Annotated in this window: 12 protein-coding genes; 9 read left to right on the forward strand and 3 right to left on the reverse strand. The window is 69.9% G+C overall.

Annotated elements, in window-relative coordinates:
- Positions 1-151 precede the first annotated feature (151 nt).
- Positions 152-1141, reverse strand: a complete 990-nt coding sequence (locus ACIPJY_RS13650; RefSeq protein ID WP_400461490.1) for a LacI family DNA-binding transcriptional regulator — start codon at positions 1139-1141, stop codon at positions 152-154.
- Positions 1142-1333: 192 nt separating this feature from the next.
- Here ACIPJY_RS13650 and ACIPJY_RS13655 point away from each other — a divergent pair, with 192 nt between their 5' ends.
- The 4 genes from ACIPJY_RS13655 (at position 1334) to ACIPJY_RS13670 (ending at position 6672) form a co-directional block, all read left to right on the forward strand.
- On the forward strand, positions 1334-3331 hold the full coding sequence (locus ACIPJY_RS13655; protein ID WP_400461487.1) for a glycoside hydrolase family 127 protein: 1998 nt from the start codon (positions 1334-1336) through the stop codon (positions 3329-3331).
- Between the two features lie 4 nt (positions 3332-3335).
- The gene (locus ACIPJY_RS13660; protein ID WP_400461484.1) at positions 3336-4643 is read left to right on the forward strand and encodes an ABC transporter substrate-binding protein; all 1308 of its coding nucleotides are present in this window, start codon (positions 3336-3338) and stop codon (positions 4641-4643) included.
- 132 nt (positions 4644-4775) lie between these two features.
- Positions 4776-5717 carry a carbohydrate ABC transporter permease gene (locus ACIPJY_RS13665; protein ID WP_123655695.1) on the forward strand — a complete coding sequence of 314 codons (942 nt, stop codon included), beginning with the start codon at positions 4776-4778 and terminating at the stop codon, positions 5715-5717.
- A gap of 4 nt (positions 5718-5721) precedes the next feature.
- Positions 5722-6672, forward strand: coding sequence for a carbohydrate ABC transporter permease (locus ACIPJY_RS13670; RefSeq protein WP_400461481.1), 951 nt, complete (start codon positions 5722-5724; stop codon positions 6670-6672).
- A gap of 128 nt (positions 6673-6800) precedes the next feature.
- Here ACIPJY_RS13670 and ACIPJY_RS13675 read toward each other — a convergent pair whose 3' ends face one another.
- Positions 6801-7856 carry a substrate-binding domain-containing protein gene (locus ACIPJY_RS13675; RefSeq protein WP_400461478.1) on the reverse strand — a complete coding sequence of 352 codons (1056 nt, stop codon included), beginning with the start codon at positions 7854-7856 and terminating at the stop codon, positions 6801-6803.
- Between the two features lie 189 nt (positions 7857-8045).
- Between ACIPJY_RS13675 and chvE the strand changes: the two genes are divergently transcribed.
- The 3 genes from chvE (at position 8046) to mmsB (ending at position 12000) form a co-directional block, all read left to right on the forward strand.
- Positions 8046-9179: a multiple monosaccharide ABC transporter substrate-binding protein gene (gene chvE / locus ACIPJY_RS13680; RefSeq protein WP_400461475.1), complete on the forward strand. Its 1134-nt coding sequence runs from the start codon at positions 8046-8048 to the stop codon at positions 9177-9179.
- 102 nt (positions 9180-9281) lie between these two features.
- A complete protein-coding gene (gene mmsA / locus ACIPJY_RS13685) occupies positions 9282-10832 on the forward strand; it encodes a multiple monosaccharide ABC transporter ATP-binding protein (RefSeq protein ID WP_400461472.1) in 1551 nt (516 codons plus the stop codon).
- A complete protein-coding gene (mmsB, locus tag ACIPJY_RS13690) occupies positions 10819-12000 on the forward strand; it encodes a multiple monosaccharide ABC transporter permease (RefSeq protein WP_400461469.1) in 1182 nt (393 codons plus the stop codon). Before mmsA ends, mmsB begins: the two co-directional genes overlap by 14 nt.
- A gap of 84 nt (positions 12001-12084) precedes the next feature.
- Here mmsB and ACIPJY_RS13695 read toward each other — a convergent pair whose 3' ends face one another.
- Complete coding sequence (locus ACIPJY_RS13695) at positions 12085-13365, reverse strand: alpha-amylase family glycosyl hydrolase (RefSeq protein ID WP_400462324.1); 1281 nt, start codon at positions 13363-13365, stop codon at positions 12085-12087.
- 124 nt (positions 13366-13489) lie between these two features.
- Between ACIPJY_RS13695 and ACIPJY_RS13700 the strand changes: the two genes are divergently transcribed.
- Positions 13490-13888 carry a DUF3253 domain-containing protein gene (locus tag ACIPJY_RS13700; protein ID WP_400461466.1) on the forward strand — a complete coding sequence of 133 codons (399 nt, stop codon included), beginning with the start codon at positions 13490-13492 and terminating at the stop codon, positions 13886-13888.
- Between the two features lie 125 nt (positions 13889-14013).
- Positions 14014-14493: a hypothetical protein gene (locus ACIPJY_RS13705; protein ID WP_400461463.1), complete on the forward strand. Its 480-nt coding sequence runs from the start codon at positions 14014-14016 to the stop codon at positions 14491-14493.
- Positions 14494-14519: the final 26 nt, after the last annotated feature.

Here is a 14519-nt window from a genome sequence, read left to right on the forward strand (position 1 = left end):
CAGCGCTTCCCGCGGTTCCACAACTCACCGCTCAAGTTCGTCGAGATGCCACCAAGCACATGTTCCCGGCGCCGAGATGCCGCAATTACGGCATCTCGGGAGGGAGGGAGGGAGGGCGGGAAGGAGGGAGGGCGCCGCGCCGCGCCGCGCACTACGCGCCCGCGGTGCTCTCGCGGATGACGAGGGACGGGGTCACGACGGCGGAGGCGGCGGGAGCGCCCTCGATGCGGTCGAGCAGCGCCCGGCCAGCGACCCGTCCGAGCTCCTCGAGCCGCAGGTCCACCGTCGTCAGGGGCGGGCGGCTCGCGAGCGCCATCACGGCCCAGTCGTCGAACCCGGTGACGGCGACGTCCTCGGGCACGGAGCGACCGGCCTCACGCAGCCTGTCGCACACGCCGCGGGCGATCTGGTCCGACCCGCAGACGATCGCGTCCACCTGCGCATCCCCCCGGAGCAGCACGTCGGTGGCCTGGCGCCCCCAGCGCTCCGACCACTCCCCGTACATCGGCGGCACCACGAGGCGCGACCCGAGCACCTCGGCGGCGCCGGACACCCGGCGCGACGCGGAGCGGTGCCGCGCCGGCCCGGTCACGATCGCGACCTGCTGCCGCCCGAGCGACACGAGGTGCGACGCGACGAGCCCGGCCCCGTGCTCGTCGTCGACGGTGATCGAGACGTCCTCGGGGTCGGTCGAGGGCGTGAACGCGTAGACGACCGGGATGGCGACGTCGATGGGCGGCCGGGCGTCGGCCGAGCGCCCCGTGACGATGATGCCGTCGACGCCGCGGGCGACGAGCGAGCGGAGGTAGTGCGACTCGCGGACGTGGTCGTCCCGGGTGTCGCACAGCAGCACGGCCATCTGCCCGGCGGACAGGACGTCCTCGGCGCCGAGGAGCACCGGGATCGAGAACCGCCCGAACGAGTCGGTGGTGATCATGCCGACCGTGTACGTCCGACCCGAGGAGAGCGCACGGGCCCTGGCGTCCCCGACGAACCCGAGCTTCTCGGCCGCTTCCTTGACCCGCGCACGCGTGGCGTCCCGCAACTGCCCGGTGCCGTTCAGCGCCTTCGACGCGGTGCCGATCGACACCCCGGCGAGCGCCGCCACGTCGGTGATCCGCGCGGGTCGTTCCAGAGTCACGGCAATCCCCTTTCCGGATCGTCGACGAGGCCTCGATCATACGATCATCTCAGGAAGCACCTCTTGCGCACCGCCGGGACCTGTCGTAGCGTCACGCCACAGAAAGCGTTTTCCGCAAGGACGCGACACCGCACGACGCGACACCGCACGACGTGACCAGCGGACCTGTCAACGACGACACCAGGAGACGACATGACCACCACGCTCGCGACCGAGCACCGGGCGCGCACCGCGACTCCGGTCCTCCCGACCGCGGACGCGCACCTCGCGTTCCGCCCGCTCCCCGAGGGGTCGGCCCGGATCACCGGCGGCTTCTGGCACCTCCGCCAGGAACGCAACGGCCGCGACGCGATCCGCGACGGGTACCGCCAGCTCGAGACGGCCGGCAACTTCCGGAACCTCCGCATCGCCGCCGGCACCGAGGAGGGCGAGGTCGTCGGCCCGATCTTCATGGACTCGGACGTCTACAAGTGGCTCGAGGCGGTCGCCTGGGAGCTCGGACGCGAACCGGCCGACGACCTGCGGGACCTGCAGCGCGAGGTCACCGAGCTCGTCGCGGCAGCGCAGGCCGACGACGGCTACATCGACTCCGTGCAGCAAGTCCGTGGGAACGGGACGAGGTACTCGGACCTCAAGTGGAGCCACGAGATGTACTGCGCCGGCCACCTCATGCAGGCGGCGGTCGCACAGTCCCGGGCGACGGGCGACTCGGCCCTGCTCGACGTCGCGGTCAAGAACGCCGACCACCTCGTCCGGACCTTCGGCGGCGGGGAGGGCCAGACCCGGGACATCGACGGCCACCCGGTCGTCGAGATGGGCCTCGTCGAGCTGTACCGGGAGATCGGTACCCGCGCCTACCTCGACCTGGCGCACTGGTTCGTCGACGCCCGCGGGCACGGCATCATCGAGCGGGCGGGCGGCGAGCCGACGTATTTCTCCGACCGGGTCCCGAGCCGCCAGGCCACGACCGTCGAGGGCCACGCCGTCCGTGCCGTCTACCTGGCGGCAGGCGCGGTGGACGTCGCGATCGAGACGGGCGACGCCGAGCTCCTCGCGGCGAGCGAGCGGCAGTTCGCGGACATGATGGCGACGAAGGCGTTCATCACCGGTGGCCTCGGAGCGCGCTGGGACTGGGAGGCGTTCGGCGACCCGTACGAGCTCCCGACGGACCGCGGGTACGCCGAGACGTGTGCCGCGATCGGCGGGGTCCAGTGGGCCTGGCGACTGCTGCTCGCCACCGGGAAGCCCGAGTACGCGGACGCCGTCGAGCGCCTGCTGTACAACGCGTTCCTGCCGGGCGTGAGCCTGGCGGGCACCGAGTACTTCTACGTCAACCCGCTCCAGCACCGCGACCACGCGCACGCCGACGAGAACCGCTCCCCCGCCCACGGGCGCCGGGGCTGGTTCGACTGCGCGTGCTGCCCGCCGAACATCATGCGGACGTTCGCGAGCCTGGACGGCTACCTCGCCACCGCGACCGACGGCGGCCTGCAGATCCACCAGTACGCGACCGCCGACCTCGGTCCGGTGTCCGTGGAGACGGGGTACCCGCACGACGGCCGGGTGCGCATCACGGCGACCCAGGACGGCCCCCTCACCCTGGGCATCCGGGTGCCGGCGTGGTCGGACACGACGACGATCACCGTCGACGGCGACACGCAGCACGCGTCCGCCGGCAGTCTCCACACGATCGACCGCGAGTGGCACGCGGGCGACACCGTCGAGGTCGTCTTCGACACCACCCCGCACCGCTTCGTCGCCGACGCACGCATCGACGCCGCCCGAGGGCAGGTCGCCATCGAGCGTGGGCCCCTCGTCTACGCGGTCGAGCAGCCCGACCAGGACGGCTTCACCGTCGACGACCTGACGATCGACGCGTCGGCGCCGATCAGCGAAGAACCCCGGAACGACCTCCTGGACGGGATCGTCACCCTGCGGGTGCCGGCGCACGCGCCGGCGGAACACGCGCAGGCGGCCTGGCCGTACCGCCGTCTGGACACCGCGACCCGGACGGGAGGCCCGGGTGGCGTCCGCGACGCGACCAGCGTCGACGACGCGACGGCCGACGGCGGGGCCGACCCCGGCCTCCCGTCCGACACGTCCGTCACGGCCGTCGCGATCCCGTACTACGCCTGGGCCAACCGCGGCGCCGTCCCGATGCGGGTGTGGCTCCCGCTGAGCGCGGACTGACACCGTGGACCGCAGAGCGTTCCTCGTCGGCGGCATCGCCGGCGGGGCGGCCCTCGCCCTGGCGGGGTGCTCCGGCACCCTGCCCAAGGTGGACGCGCAGGTCGCCGGCTTCGGGACGACCGCGACCGGCACCGTGCACGTCTGGTGCCGGTCGGCGACCCAGGCCGGCCTGACCAGCGCGGTCGCCGGCTTCAACAAGAGCCACCCGCACCTGCAGGTCGAGCTGACCCCGGTGCCGGACGGGCAGTACGTGACGAAGCTCGCGACCGCGATCCGCGGCGGTGAGCCGCCGGACGTCGTGGACCTCGACGACATCAACTCGCAGCTGTTCATCTTCCGCGAGGCGTTCGCCGACCTGACCGACGTCGTGAAGGGGCTGGACTACTACGACGAGCTCTCGACCGGGCACCTGCGCCTGCTCGAGTACCGGGACCGGCTCTACGGGCTGCCCTACCTGGCCGACAACTCGCAGCTGTTCGTGAACACGGAGCTGTTCGACCGGGCCGGGCTCGACGTCGACGACGCGACGAAGGACCTCGACTCCCTGCTCGCCGCCGCGAAGGCGCTGCGGAAGCTCGGCGACGACGTGTACGGGTGGACGATCTCCGGCAACGCGGCCGGCATCATCGGGTTCGTCACGCAGCCGCACGTGTGGGCCACCGGCGTCGACATGATGTCGGGCGAGGTCGGCAAGCAGCAGGCGAACATCACCGGCAACGACGCCCTGCAGCAGATGCTCGAGTTCTACCGGCAGCTCTGGAAGGACGGCGTGCTCAGCCGCGCGACCTACTCGGACGCCGGGACGACGTGGGGCGCCGACTTCCGTGCGGGGAAGGTCGGGATCATGCCGACCTCGTACGGCGCGGCCGTGCCGGCGGCGACGAAGGCGATGCGCGCGAAGATGCGGACGGTGCTCATCCCGAGTGCCGACGGCCGGCGGTCGTTCTTCGACGGCGGCGACAACATGTGCATCCCGAACGGCGCCGCGAACCCCTCGGGCGGATGGGCGTTCATGCAGTACGCGAACTCGCTCCAGCAGCAGCAGCTCCTGCCGAACGGCGGGTACTTCCCGACCAGGGCCGACGCCGCGACGCCGGCCTACCGGAAGCAGTTCCCGCTGGCGTTCGGGCCGCTCGACGCGATCGACAAGGGCTACGCGCCCCAGACCCTGGCGTACAACCTGCTCGTGAACCAGCCGTCTTCGCCGTACTTCGCGATGTTCCGCGAGGCCGTGTTCGGCGCCGGCGTCTCCAGCGCGATGAGGACGGCGCAGTCGGACTACCAGCGCATCCTCGACCAGGTCCAGGCCTGACCGGGTCCCGCTCGTCGTCCGGCTCCGTCCGGCTCCTTCCTCGTCCGGTTCGCTCTCGTCCGGTTCGCTCGCGTCCGGCTCCGCTCTCGTCCTGCTCCGTCCTGCTCCGCTCTGCACAGTGAGGTGCACGCCATGTCGACCATCTCCGCCCGACGCTCCGCCGTCGGCCGACGTCCACTCGGGCGCGGCCGCGGACCGTCCCGCAACTCGCTCACCCACCCGCCGCGCGCCGGCGCGCTGCTCGTCACCCCGGCCATCGCGTTCGTCGCGGTCTTCGTGCTCGCGCCCCTGCTGTTCGCGCTGTACATCTCGTTCACGAACTGGCCGCTGATCGGGCCGTACCGGTTCATCGGCCTGCAGAACTACGCGACGCTGTTCCAGGACCCGACGTTCGTGCACGCGATCGGCTACACGCTGCTCTACACCGCGATCGTCACCGTCCCGATCCTGGTGCTCGGGTACTTCCTGGCGGTCCTCGTGCGCGCCCGACGTCGTGGTTCGACACTGCTGCGGACGGTGTTCTTCCTGCCGTACGTCGTCGGGCTCACGACGCTGAGCTTCATGCTCGTGCTCGAGGCGCAGCCCGGGTCCGGCGCCGTCAACATCGTGTTGCAGGCGCTGCACATCACCGACGGTTCGACCGCCTGGCTCGTCAACGGCCCGCTCGCGACACTGCTCATCTGCGTGCTCGTCGTCTGGGCGGTGTCCGGCCTGACCATGGTGCTGCTCATGTCGGCGATGCAGGGCGTCCCGGACGAGGTGTACGAGTCCGCGCAGCTCGAGGGCGCGTCCTGGTGGCAGACCGAACGGCTGATCACGCTGCCGATGATCCGTCCGACCATCGCGCTGAGCGTGATCATCTCGGTGATCGGCTCGCTGCTCGCCTTCAACCAGTTCTACATCCTGACGCAGGGCGGCCCCGGCACCGAGACCACCACGATCGTCAACGCCATCTACAACCGCGGGTTCGTGAACCTGCAGCTCGGTGCCGCCACCGCGGAGTCGATCGCCCTGGTGGTCGTCATCGCGGCCGTCACCCTGTTCCAGTTCTGGGCACTGCGAGAGAAGGACTGACGCCATGAGCACCACCACCACCCGTGCGGTCGCACCCGGTCCGGACACGTCCACCCGAGCGATGACGACCGACCCCGGCCGACGCCGCCGGCACCAGCAGGGCAGCGTGCAGCACCCCCGCGACACGACCGTCAAGCGCACCCTCTACGCCATCGCCGGCATCGGCTCCGCGCTGGTCTTCGGCGTCCCGCTGATCTGGTCGATCCTCCGCGCGTTCCAGTCCGAGGCCGTGATCACCTCGGCCCCGGACGCCGCGACCTTCTTCCAGCTCGGCTGGCAGAACTTCGCCGCCGTCTTCGGGTCGTCGTCGCACCTGCTCACCGGCGTGCTCAACTCCGTGATCGTCTCCGTGTGCACGGCCGTGCTGACCGCGGTCCTGGCGACGATGGCCGGGTACGGGTTCGCGCGCTTCCGGTTCGGCGGCTCCGGGCTCGTGTTCGGGTTGGTGCTGCTGACGATGATGGTGCCGTTCCAGGCGATCCTGACCCCGCTGTACCTGGAGATGAACGCGCTCGGGCTGACGAACTCGCTGCTCGGCCTGGTGCTCTTCTACACGACGGTGAACCTGCCGTTCGGGGTGTTCGTGATGCGGAACGCGTTCGAGTCCATCCCGACCGAGCTCGAGGACTCTGCGTTCGTCGACGGGGCGTCCCGCTTCCGGGTCGTCGTGTCGGTGCTCCGCCCGCTGCTCCTGCCCGGTGCGGCGACGGCAGCGCTGTACGCGTTCCTGGCGTCGTGGACGGAGTTCCTCGGGGCGCTGACGTTCCTCACGAAGGACTCGCTGTACACGCTGCCGGTCGCGCTGCTCAACCTGCAGACGGGGGCGTACGGGCAGGTGTCGTACGGGAACCTCGTGGCGGGGTCGGTCGTCGCGATGATCCCGTGCATCGCGCTCTACGTCGGCCTGCAGCGGTTCTACGTCGCCGGCCTGTGGTCCGGCGCGCTCAAGGGCTGAGCGCGCGGGCGGGGCGGGCGGCCTGCCCTGCTCGCCGAGATCGCACTTCGTGTCGGTTGTCCTGGCGGGCACCCGACACGAAGTGCGATCTCAGCGTCGAACGGGACGGGACGAACGGGACGCCCGCGCTACGCGCTGCGGCGCACCACCAGGGACGGCTGCAGGAGCGTCTCGTCGACGGGGCCGCCCTCGATGAGGGACCTCGCGGCGGCGAGCACGCCCTCGCCCATCGCCATGAAGTCCTGGCGCACGGTGGTCAGCGGCGGCGTGAAGTGCTCGGCCTCCGGGATGTCGTCGAACCCCACGACGGCGATGTCGTCCGGCACGCGGAGCCCGTCGTCCGCGAACGCGTGCAGCGCACCGAGCGCCATCTGGTCGTTCCCGCAGAACACCGCGTCCACCGCCGTGACGTCGATGGACCGGCCGGCCGCGAAACCGCTGCGCGGGGTCCAGTCGCCGTCGAGCACGACGGGCTCCAGGCCGGCGTCACGCATCAACCGCGTGTAGGTCGCCCGGCGGACCTCGGACTCCTGCGACACCGACGGCCCGGCGATGTGCACGATGCGCCGGTGCCCGCGGTCGAAGAGGTGCTGCATCGCGAGCGTCGTCCCCGCGGCCTGGTCGATCGCGACCGCGGCCAGCGAGGGCAGCAGACGGCCGGCGGAGGACCCCGCCGGCACCGCGTCCCGCTGCACCGCGTTCGACACGACGACCGGGACGGTGATCGGCACGGTCAGCGACGCCAGGGCGCCGAGCACCCGGTTGTCGGCCGCGACGAGGACGACCGCGGCGACGTCCTGGGCCAGCAGCGAGGTGAGCGCGCTGGAGAGGTCCCCCGGGCGCGGGTCCTCCGGCAGCGTGGACAGGAGCACGTGGTAGCCGGCGTGCCGAGCGGCGCGTTCGAACCCGATCGCGGTGCTCGACGGACCGTAGAGCGCATCGCCCGCGGTGACGAGCCCGATCGCCTTGCTCCGTCCCCCGGCGAGCGCCCTGGCAGCGGCGCGCGGGCGGTACCCGAGCTCCCCGATCGCCGTCGTGACGCGGGACCGGAAGTGGTCGCGGACCGTCGGGTCGCCGTTGATCACGCGGGACACGGTCTGGTGCGACACCCCCGCGCGTTCGGCGACGTCGAAGATCGTCGGGGCCTTGCGCCCCTTGCCGTTCGCGGCCGCGGTGGTCGTCACGGGGCAACCGTACCGCGCGGCACGGAAACCGCACTCCCCGGATGAACGGACCTGGTGGAGTTGACAGGGCGGTACACAAAGCCCAGGATGTGAGCGCTCACTCAGAGCGATCACATCTCCGACACCGGCAGAGCAGCCGGGTCACCCGAGCGCGTCGACGTCGACGCGAGAGGAAACAGAGGTACTTCGATGATGAAGCGCAGGATCGTCGCGGGCGTCGCCGCCCTCGGCATCGCCATCTCCCTGGCCGCGTGCTCGGCCGGCGGACGCGCCGCCACCGACGACGGGGGCAGCAGCAGCAGCGACAACAAGGGCGCACTCGTCGGTGTCGCGATGCCCACCAAGGTCTCCGAGCGGTGGATCAAGGACGGCAACGCGGTCAAGTCCGACCTCGAGAAGGCCGGCTACAAGGTCGACCTCGAGTACGCGGACAACAAGATCCCGCAGCAGGTCCAGCAGGTCAGCAACATGATCACGAAGGGCGCGAAGATCCTGATCGTCGCGTCCATCGACGGCGGGTCGCTCTCCGACCAGCTCGACGCCGCCGCCAAGGCCGGCATCAAGGTGATCTCCTACGACCGCCTGCTGACCGGCAACAAGAACGTCGACTACTACGTGTCGTTCGACAACGAGAAGGTCGGCGTGGACCAGGCGAACAGCCTGCTCACCGGCCTCGGTGTGCTCGACGCCGACGGCAAGAAGACGGGCGAGAAGGGTCCGTTCAACATCGAGGTCTTCGCCGGTTCGCCCGACGACAACAACGCCACGTTCTTCTTCAACGGCGCGATGAAGACCCTCAAGCCGTACCTCGACGACGGCACGCTGAAGATCGGCTCCGGCCAGGACGGCTTCACGCAGGCCGCCACGCTGCAGTGGGACCCGGCGACCGCCAAGGCCCGCATGCAGAACCTCATCGCGAAGTCGTACTCGGGCGGCACCACGCTGAACGGCGTGCTCTCCCCGTACGACGGCATGTCGATCGGCATCATCTCCGCGCTGCAGGGCGCCGGCTACGGCACGTCCAGCCGTCCGCTCCCGACCATCACCGGTCAGGACGCCGAGCAGGCATCGGTGAAGTCGATCATCGCCGGGCAGCAGTACTCGACGATCTACAAGGACACCCGCCAGCTCGCCGAGAAGTCGGCGTCGATGGCCGAGGACCTGCTCTCCGGCAAGAAGCCGAAGGTCAACGACACGACGACGTACGACAACAAGGTGAAGGTCGTCCCGACCTTCCTCTTCCAGCCGACGGTCGTGACCAAGGAGAACTACGAGAAGGTCCTCGTCGACTCGGGCTACTACACCGAAGCCGACCTCAAGTAGGTCCTGACCACCTGTCGGACAGGAGGCTCGGTGCCAGACCGCGCCGAGCCTCCCGTCCGCTCCCACCCGCGCGCGCAGCGCGCACAACGGAAGGCGGTCCACGTGACGGACACCATCCTCGAGATGCGGGACATCACCAAGACGTTCCCCGGGGTCAAGGCCCTGCAGGGCGTCTCGATCGAGGTCGAACGCGGCCAGGTCCACGCGATCTGCGGCGAGAACGGCGCCGGCAAGAGCACGCTCATGAAGGTGCTGTCCGGGGTCTACCCGGCCGGGACGTTCGACGGCCAGATCCTCCTCGACGGCGAAGCCGTGTCGTTCTCGGACATCAACGACTCCGAGGCCTCCGGCGTCGTGATCATCCACCAGGAGCTCGCCCTGAGCCCCTACCTGTCGATCGCGGAGAACATCTTCCTCGGCAACGAGCGCTCCAAGGGCGGCTTCATCGACTGGAACAAGACGAACCTGGCCGCCGCCGAGCTGCTCGGCCGGGTCGGGCTCAAGGACAACCCGATCACGAAGATCGTCGACATCGGCGTCGGCAAGCAGCAGCTCGTCGAGATCGCGAAGGCCCTGTCGAAGCGGGTGAAGCTCCTCATCCTCGACGAGCCCACCGCGGCGCTCAACGACGACGACTCCGCGCACCTGCTCGACCTCATCCGGTCGCTGCAGGCCGAGGGCATGACGGCGATCATCATCAGCCACAAGCTCAACGAGATCAAGGCGATCGCGGACAAGGTCACGATCATCCGCGACGGCAAGACGATCGAGACGCTCGACATGCACGCGGACGACGTCTCCGAGGACCGGATCATCCGGGGCATGGTCGGTCGCGACCTGTCGAACCGCTACCCGGAGCACGAGTCGCACGTCGGCGAGGAGCTCCTGCGGATCGAGGACTGGACCGTCCACCACCCGCTCGACGCGTCCCGCGAGATCATCCACCAGGCCAACCTGAACGTGCGCGCCGGCGAGATCGTCGGCATCGCGGGCCTGATGGGCGCCGGGCGCACCGAGCTGGCGATGAGCGTCTTCGGGCACTCGTACGGCACGGGCATCACCGGCACCGTCTACAAGCGCGGCGAGCCGATCAAGACGCACACGGTGTCCCAGGCGATCGACCACGGCATCGCCTACGCCACGGAGGACCGGAAGCGCTACGGGCTCAACCTGCTCGACGACATCAAGCGGAACATCTCCGGTTCGGCGCTCGGGAAGCTCGCCGAGTGGGGGTTCGTGAACGGCTCGCAGGAGACCACCGTCGCGCGGAAGTTCCTCAAGGACCTCAACATCAAGGCGCCGAACGTCGACGTCGTCACCGGGAAGCTCTCCGGCGGCAACCAGCAGAAGGTCGTCCTGTCGAAGTGGATGTACGCGGACCCGGAGGTCCTCATCCTCGACGAACCGACCCGCGGCATCGACGTCGGTGCGAAGTACGAGATCTACACGATCATCAACGCGCTCGCGGACCAGGGGAAGGGGATCATCGTGATCTCCTCCGAACTCCCCGAGCTCCTCGGCATCTGCGACCGCATCTACACGCTCTCCGAGGGCCGCATCACGGCGGACGTCCCGCGCTCCGAGGCGACGCCCGAGGTCCTCATGCAGTACATGACCCAGGAACGGGAGACCCCTGTCAATGAACGCGCTTAAGTCCGCCGCCGGCTACCTCACCGGGCAGCTCCGACAGATCGGCCTGTTCATCGCGCTGATCGTCATCGTCATCTTCTTCCAGGTGACGACCGGCGGGATCACCCTCGCCCCGATCAACGTCTCGAACCTGATCGTCCAGAACAGCTACATCCTGATCCTCGCCATCGGCATGGTGATGGTCATCATCGCCGGCCACATCGACCTGTCCGTCGGGTCGGTCGTCGCCTTCACCGGCGCGATGGCCGGCGTGATGATCACGCAGTGGCACGTGCCGTGGCCCGTCGCCGTCGTGCTCTGCCTGGTCATCGGCGCGCTCGTCGGTGCCTGGCAGGGCTTCTGGATCGCGTACTTCGGGATCCCGGCGTTCATCGTCACCCTGGCCGGCATGCTCGCGTTCCGCGGTGCGGCCCAGATCGCGCTGCAGAACCAGCAGATCTCGCCGTTCCCGGAGGGCTTCCGCTCGCTCGGCTCCGGCTTCCTGCCCGCGTTCGGGTCGTCGGGCTACGAGCCGCTGACGATGATCCTCGGCTTCGCGGCGGCGGCGATCCTGGTCGTCACGGCGTTCCGCGGTCGTGCCACCCGCCGGAAGTACCAGCTCGAGGACGAGCCCGTCGCCTGGTTCATCACCAAGCTCGCGTTCACCGTCGCCCTCGTGATCTACGTCGCGCTGCTGCTCGCCAGCTACAACGGCACCCCGATCGTGCTCGTCATCCTCGGTGTGCTCGTGGTCGTGTACTCGCTCGTGATGCGCAGCGCAGTGTTCGGCCGGCACATCTACGCGATCGGTGGCAACGCCCTGGCGGCGCAGCTGTCCGGCGTGAAGACGAAGCGCGTCACGTTCCTGCTCTTCGTCAACATGGGGGTCATCTCGGCACTGGCCGGCGTGGTCTTCACCGGGCAGCTCAACCTGGCGTCGCCGAGCGCGGGCAACGGCTTCGAGCTCGACGCCATCGCCGCCGTGTTCATCGGTGGCGCCGCCGTCACGGGCGGCATCGGCACCGTGCCGGGGGCCATCGTCGGTGGTCTCATCATCGGGATCCTGAACAACGGCATGTCGATCCTCGGCGTCGGCACGGAGTTCCAGTCCCTGATCAAGGGCCTGGTGCTGCTCGCGGCCGTCGCGTTCGACGTGTTCAACAAGCGCCGGGCGGCGTCCGCGCGCAAGTAGCGGCCGCGCCACGGCCGCCGCGGCCGAGGTCGAGTGCGCAGGAACGGGTGGGTTCTGATCCGGGACCCACCCGTTCCTGCGCACTCACCTGGTCAGGACGGCCCAACCCCCGGACGGGAGGCCGATGGTCCCGTCCCGCAGGTCGCCACCGCCCGCCTCCACCCGCGTCGCATCGGCCGCGGGCAGCGTCACCGGGTCGTCCGACAGGTTCAGCGCGGTCACGACGGCGGCGGCCGCGGTGGCGGTCCGGAGGACGACGGCCGTGTTCGTGAGGTGGGTCACGTCGGTGTGCGCCCGGTGCAGCCAGGGTTCGCGGCGGCGCAGGGCGATGAGCGCCTCGTGCACGTGCGTGATCCCGACCGCGTCCGGCGGCGTCGCGGGGAACTCGGGACGGACGGCGTCGTCCCCGCCCACGCGCTCCTCCTTGACCCCGGTCCAGCCGTACTCGTCGCCGGCCCACACGCTCGGCGTCCCCGCGACCGTGAAGAGCACGGCGGCCGCGTGACCGGCGAAGCGCTCCCCCACCGCGCTCGCGATGCGGGTGACGTCGTGGTTGCCGACGAAGGTGCTCGGGACGAAGGTGTCGAGCAGTGCGTCGTGCCGGTCGATGGCGTGGGCGAGCTCGTGGCAGTTGCGGTCCGCGATGCCGTGCCAGATGCCCTGCCAGAGCTCGTACTGGGTGGTGGAGTCCATCGTCGACTCGCGGACGATCGCGGCCGCGTCGCCGTGGATCACCTCGCCGGTGAACCAGGCGTCCGGGAACCGCTCGCGCACCCGGGGCAGCACCCGCGCCCAGAACGCCGGCGGCACCGCGTAGGCGGCGTCGAGGCGCCACCCGTCGATGCCGCGACCGAGCCAGTGCGTCATGACGTCGACCACCAGGTCCTCGGTCGCGGCGCTGCCGTGGTCGAGCGCGACCAGGATGTCGTGCCCCTCGAACAGTCCGACCGGCACCGGGTCGCCCGGTGTCCAGCCGGACCAGTCGATGTCGAACAGCGCGGCGGACTCCGCCGTCGGCCCGTCCGACTCGAGCGCGCGGAACGCCGGGTGCTCCCGCCCCACGTGGTTGAACACGCCGTCGAGCAGCACGCGCACACCGCGCTCGTGCGCCGCGGTCACGAGCGCGTCGAAGTCGTCGTCGTCCCCGAGCCGCGGGTCGATCCGCAGGTGGTCGACGGTGTCGTAGCCGTGCGTCGAACTGGCGGACACCGGGCCGAGGAGCAGCCCGTTCAACCCGAGGTCGACGACGTGGTCGAGCCACCCGACGATCCGGCCGAGGCGGTGCTCGACGGGCCGTTCCCCGACGGGCGTCTCGGGGCGGATCTCCGCGCCGACGAAGCCGAGCGGGTAGACGTGCCACCACATGACGTGCCGGACCCAGTCCGGCTCGGGCGGGCGGGCGGCTGCGTCGTCGGTGCTCACCGCCACGATCGTGCCAGCCGTACCTGTGCTGTGTACCGGACAGGACACGGGGACGAGGATGGCGGCCATGGGACGAGCGATCAGGACCACGGCGGACGCCGACCGGGCGGAGTCCGAGCGAGCCGAGAGGACCTGCGCCGCGTGCGGCCGTCGGATGCCCTCGTCTGCAGCGCCGGAAGCGAAGTGGTGCTCGGCCGCCTGCCGCAAGCACGGCGTCGACGCCACCGACCGCGCACTCGAGCAACGCATCGACGAGATGCTCGCCGCTCGCGCCCGGACGTCCAGCATCTGCCCCTCCGAGGTGGCACGCTCCCTGGACCCGGACGACTGGCGCGACCTGATGGAACCGGCACGCCGGGCGGCACGTCGCATGGTGGCGAGGGGCGAGGTCGAGATCACCCAGGGCGGGAACGTCGTCGATCCCTCCACGGCGAAGGGGCCGATCCGGATCCGTCGTCCGCGCTGAGGCGCAGTCCGACCATCCGCGACAACGAGACCGAGCACGTGCAGCGCGTCGAGGAGCAGACGAACGCGGGCGTTGCGCAGTGCGGCGAGGGGGGATAGCGTGACCGAAACTGAAATGGGGTATACATGTTTCACAAGGTCCAACGATCCGTGCTGTTCGTCTCGGTTCTCGCTGGGGTGAGCGCCCTGGGGATCGCCGCGCCAGCAGCCGCCACGGAAGTCGACGCACCCAAGCAGTCACGAGTCATCCACGGATCGATGCCGGCAGTCTGCTATTCCGTACCGAAGACGACCACTGTCTCCGATGGGGTGCCGGGTCCCGTCTTCTGGAAACGGTTGCAGTGCATGGGGAGCATGGCATCGCATCACCCGTACACGGGCCCGATCGACGGTGATCTGGCAGTGAACTCGTGGACCGGCGTCCAGTCTCGCTTGGACGTCGGCAATTACTACCAATGGAACTGGATCACGGGCAAGAACGACTCGATCAGTGTGAAAGCGCTGCAACGCTGGGCGCATGCCAACGGACATCGCTTGCCGGTCAACGGGGAGTGGAGCGGAGCAACGTACTCCGCAGTGGCGGACTGCCTGAACCGGCACTGGTAGATCGGCGGGGCGGGAAGATCCACGGG

This window comes from Curtobacterium sp. NPDC090223 (assembly GCF_044746585.1).
Taxonomy (GTDB): Bacteria; Actinomycetota; Actinomycetes; order Actinomycetales; family Microbacteriaceae; genus Curtobacterium.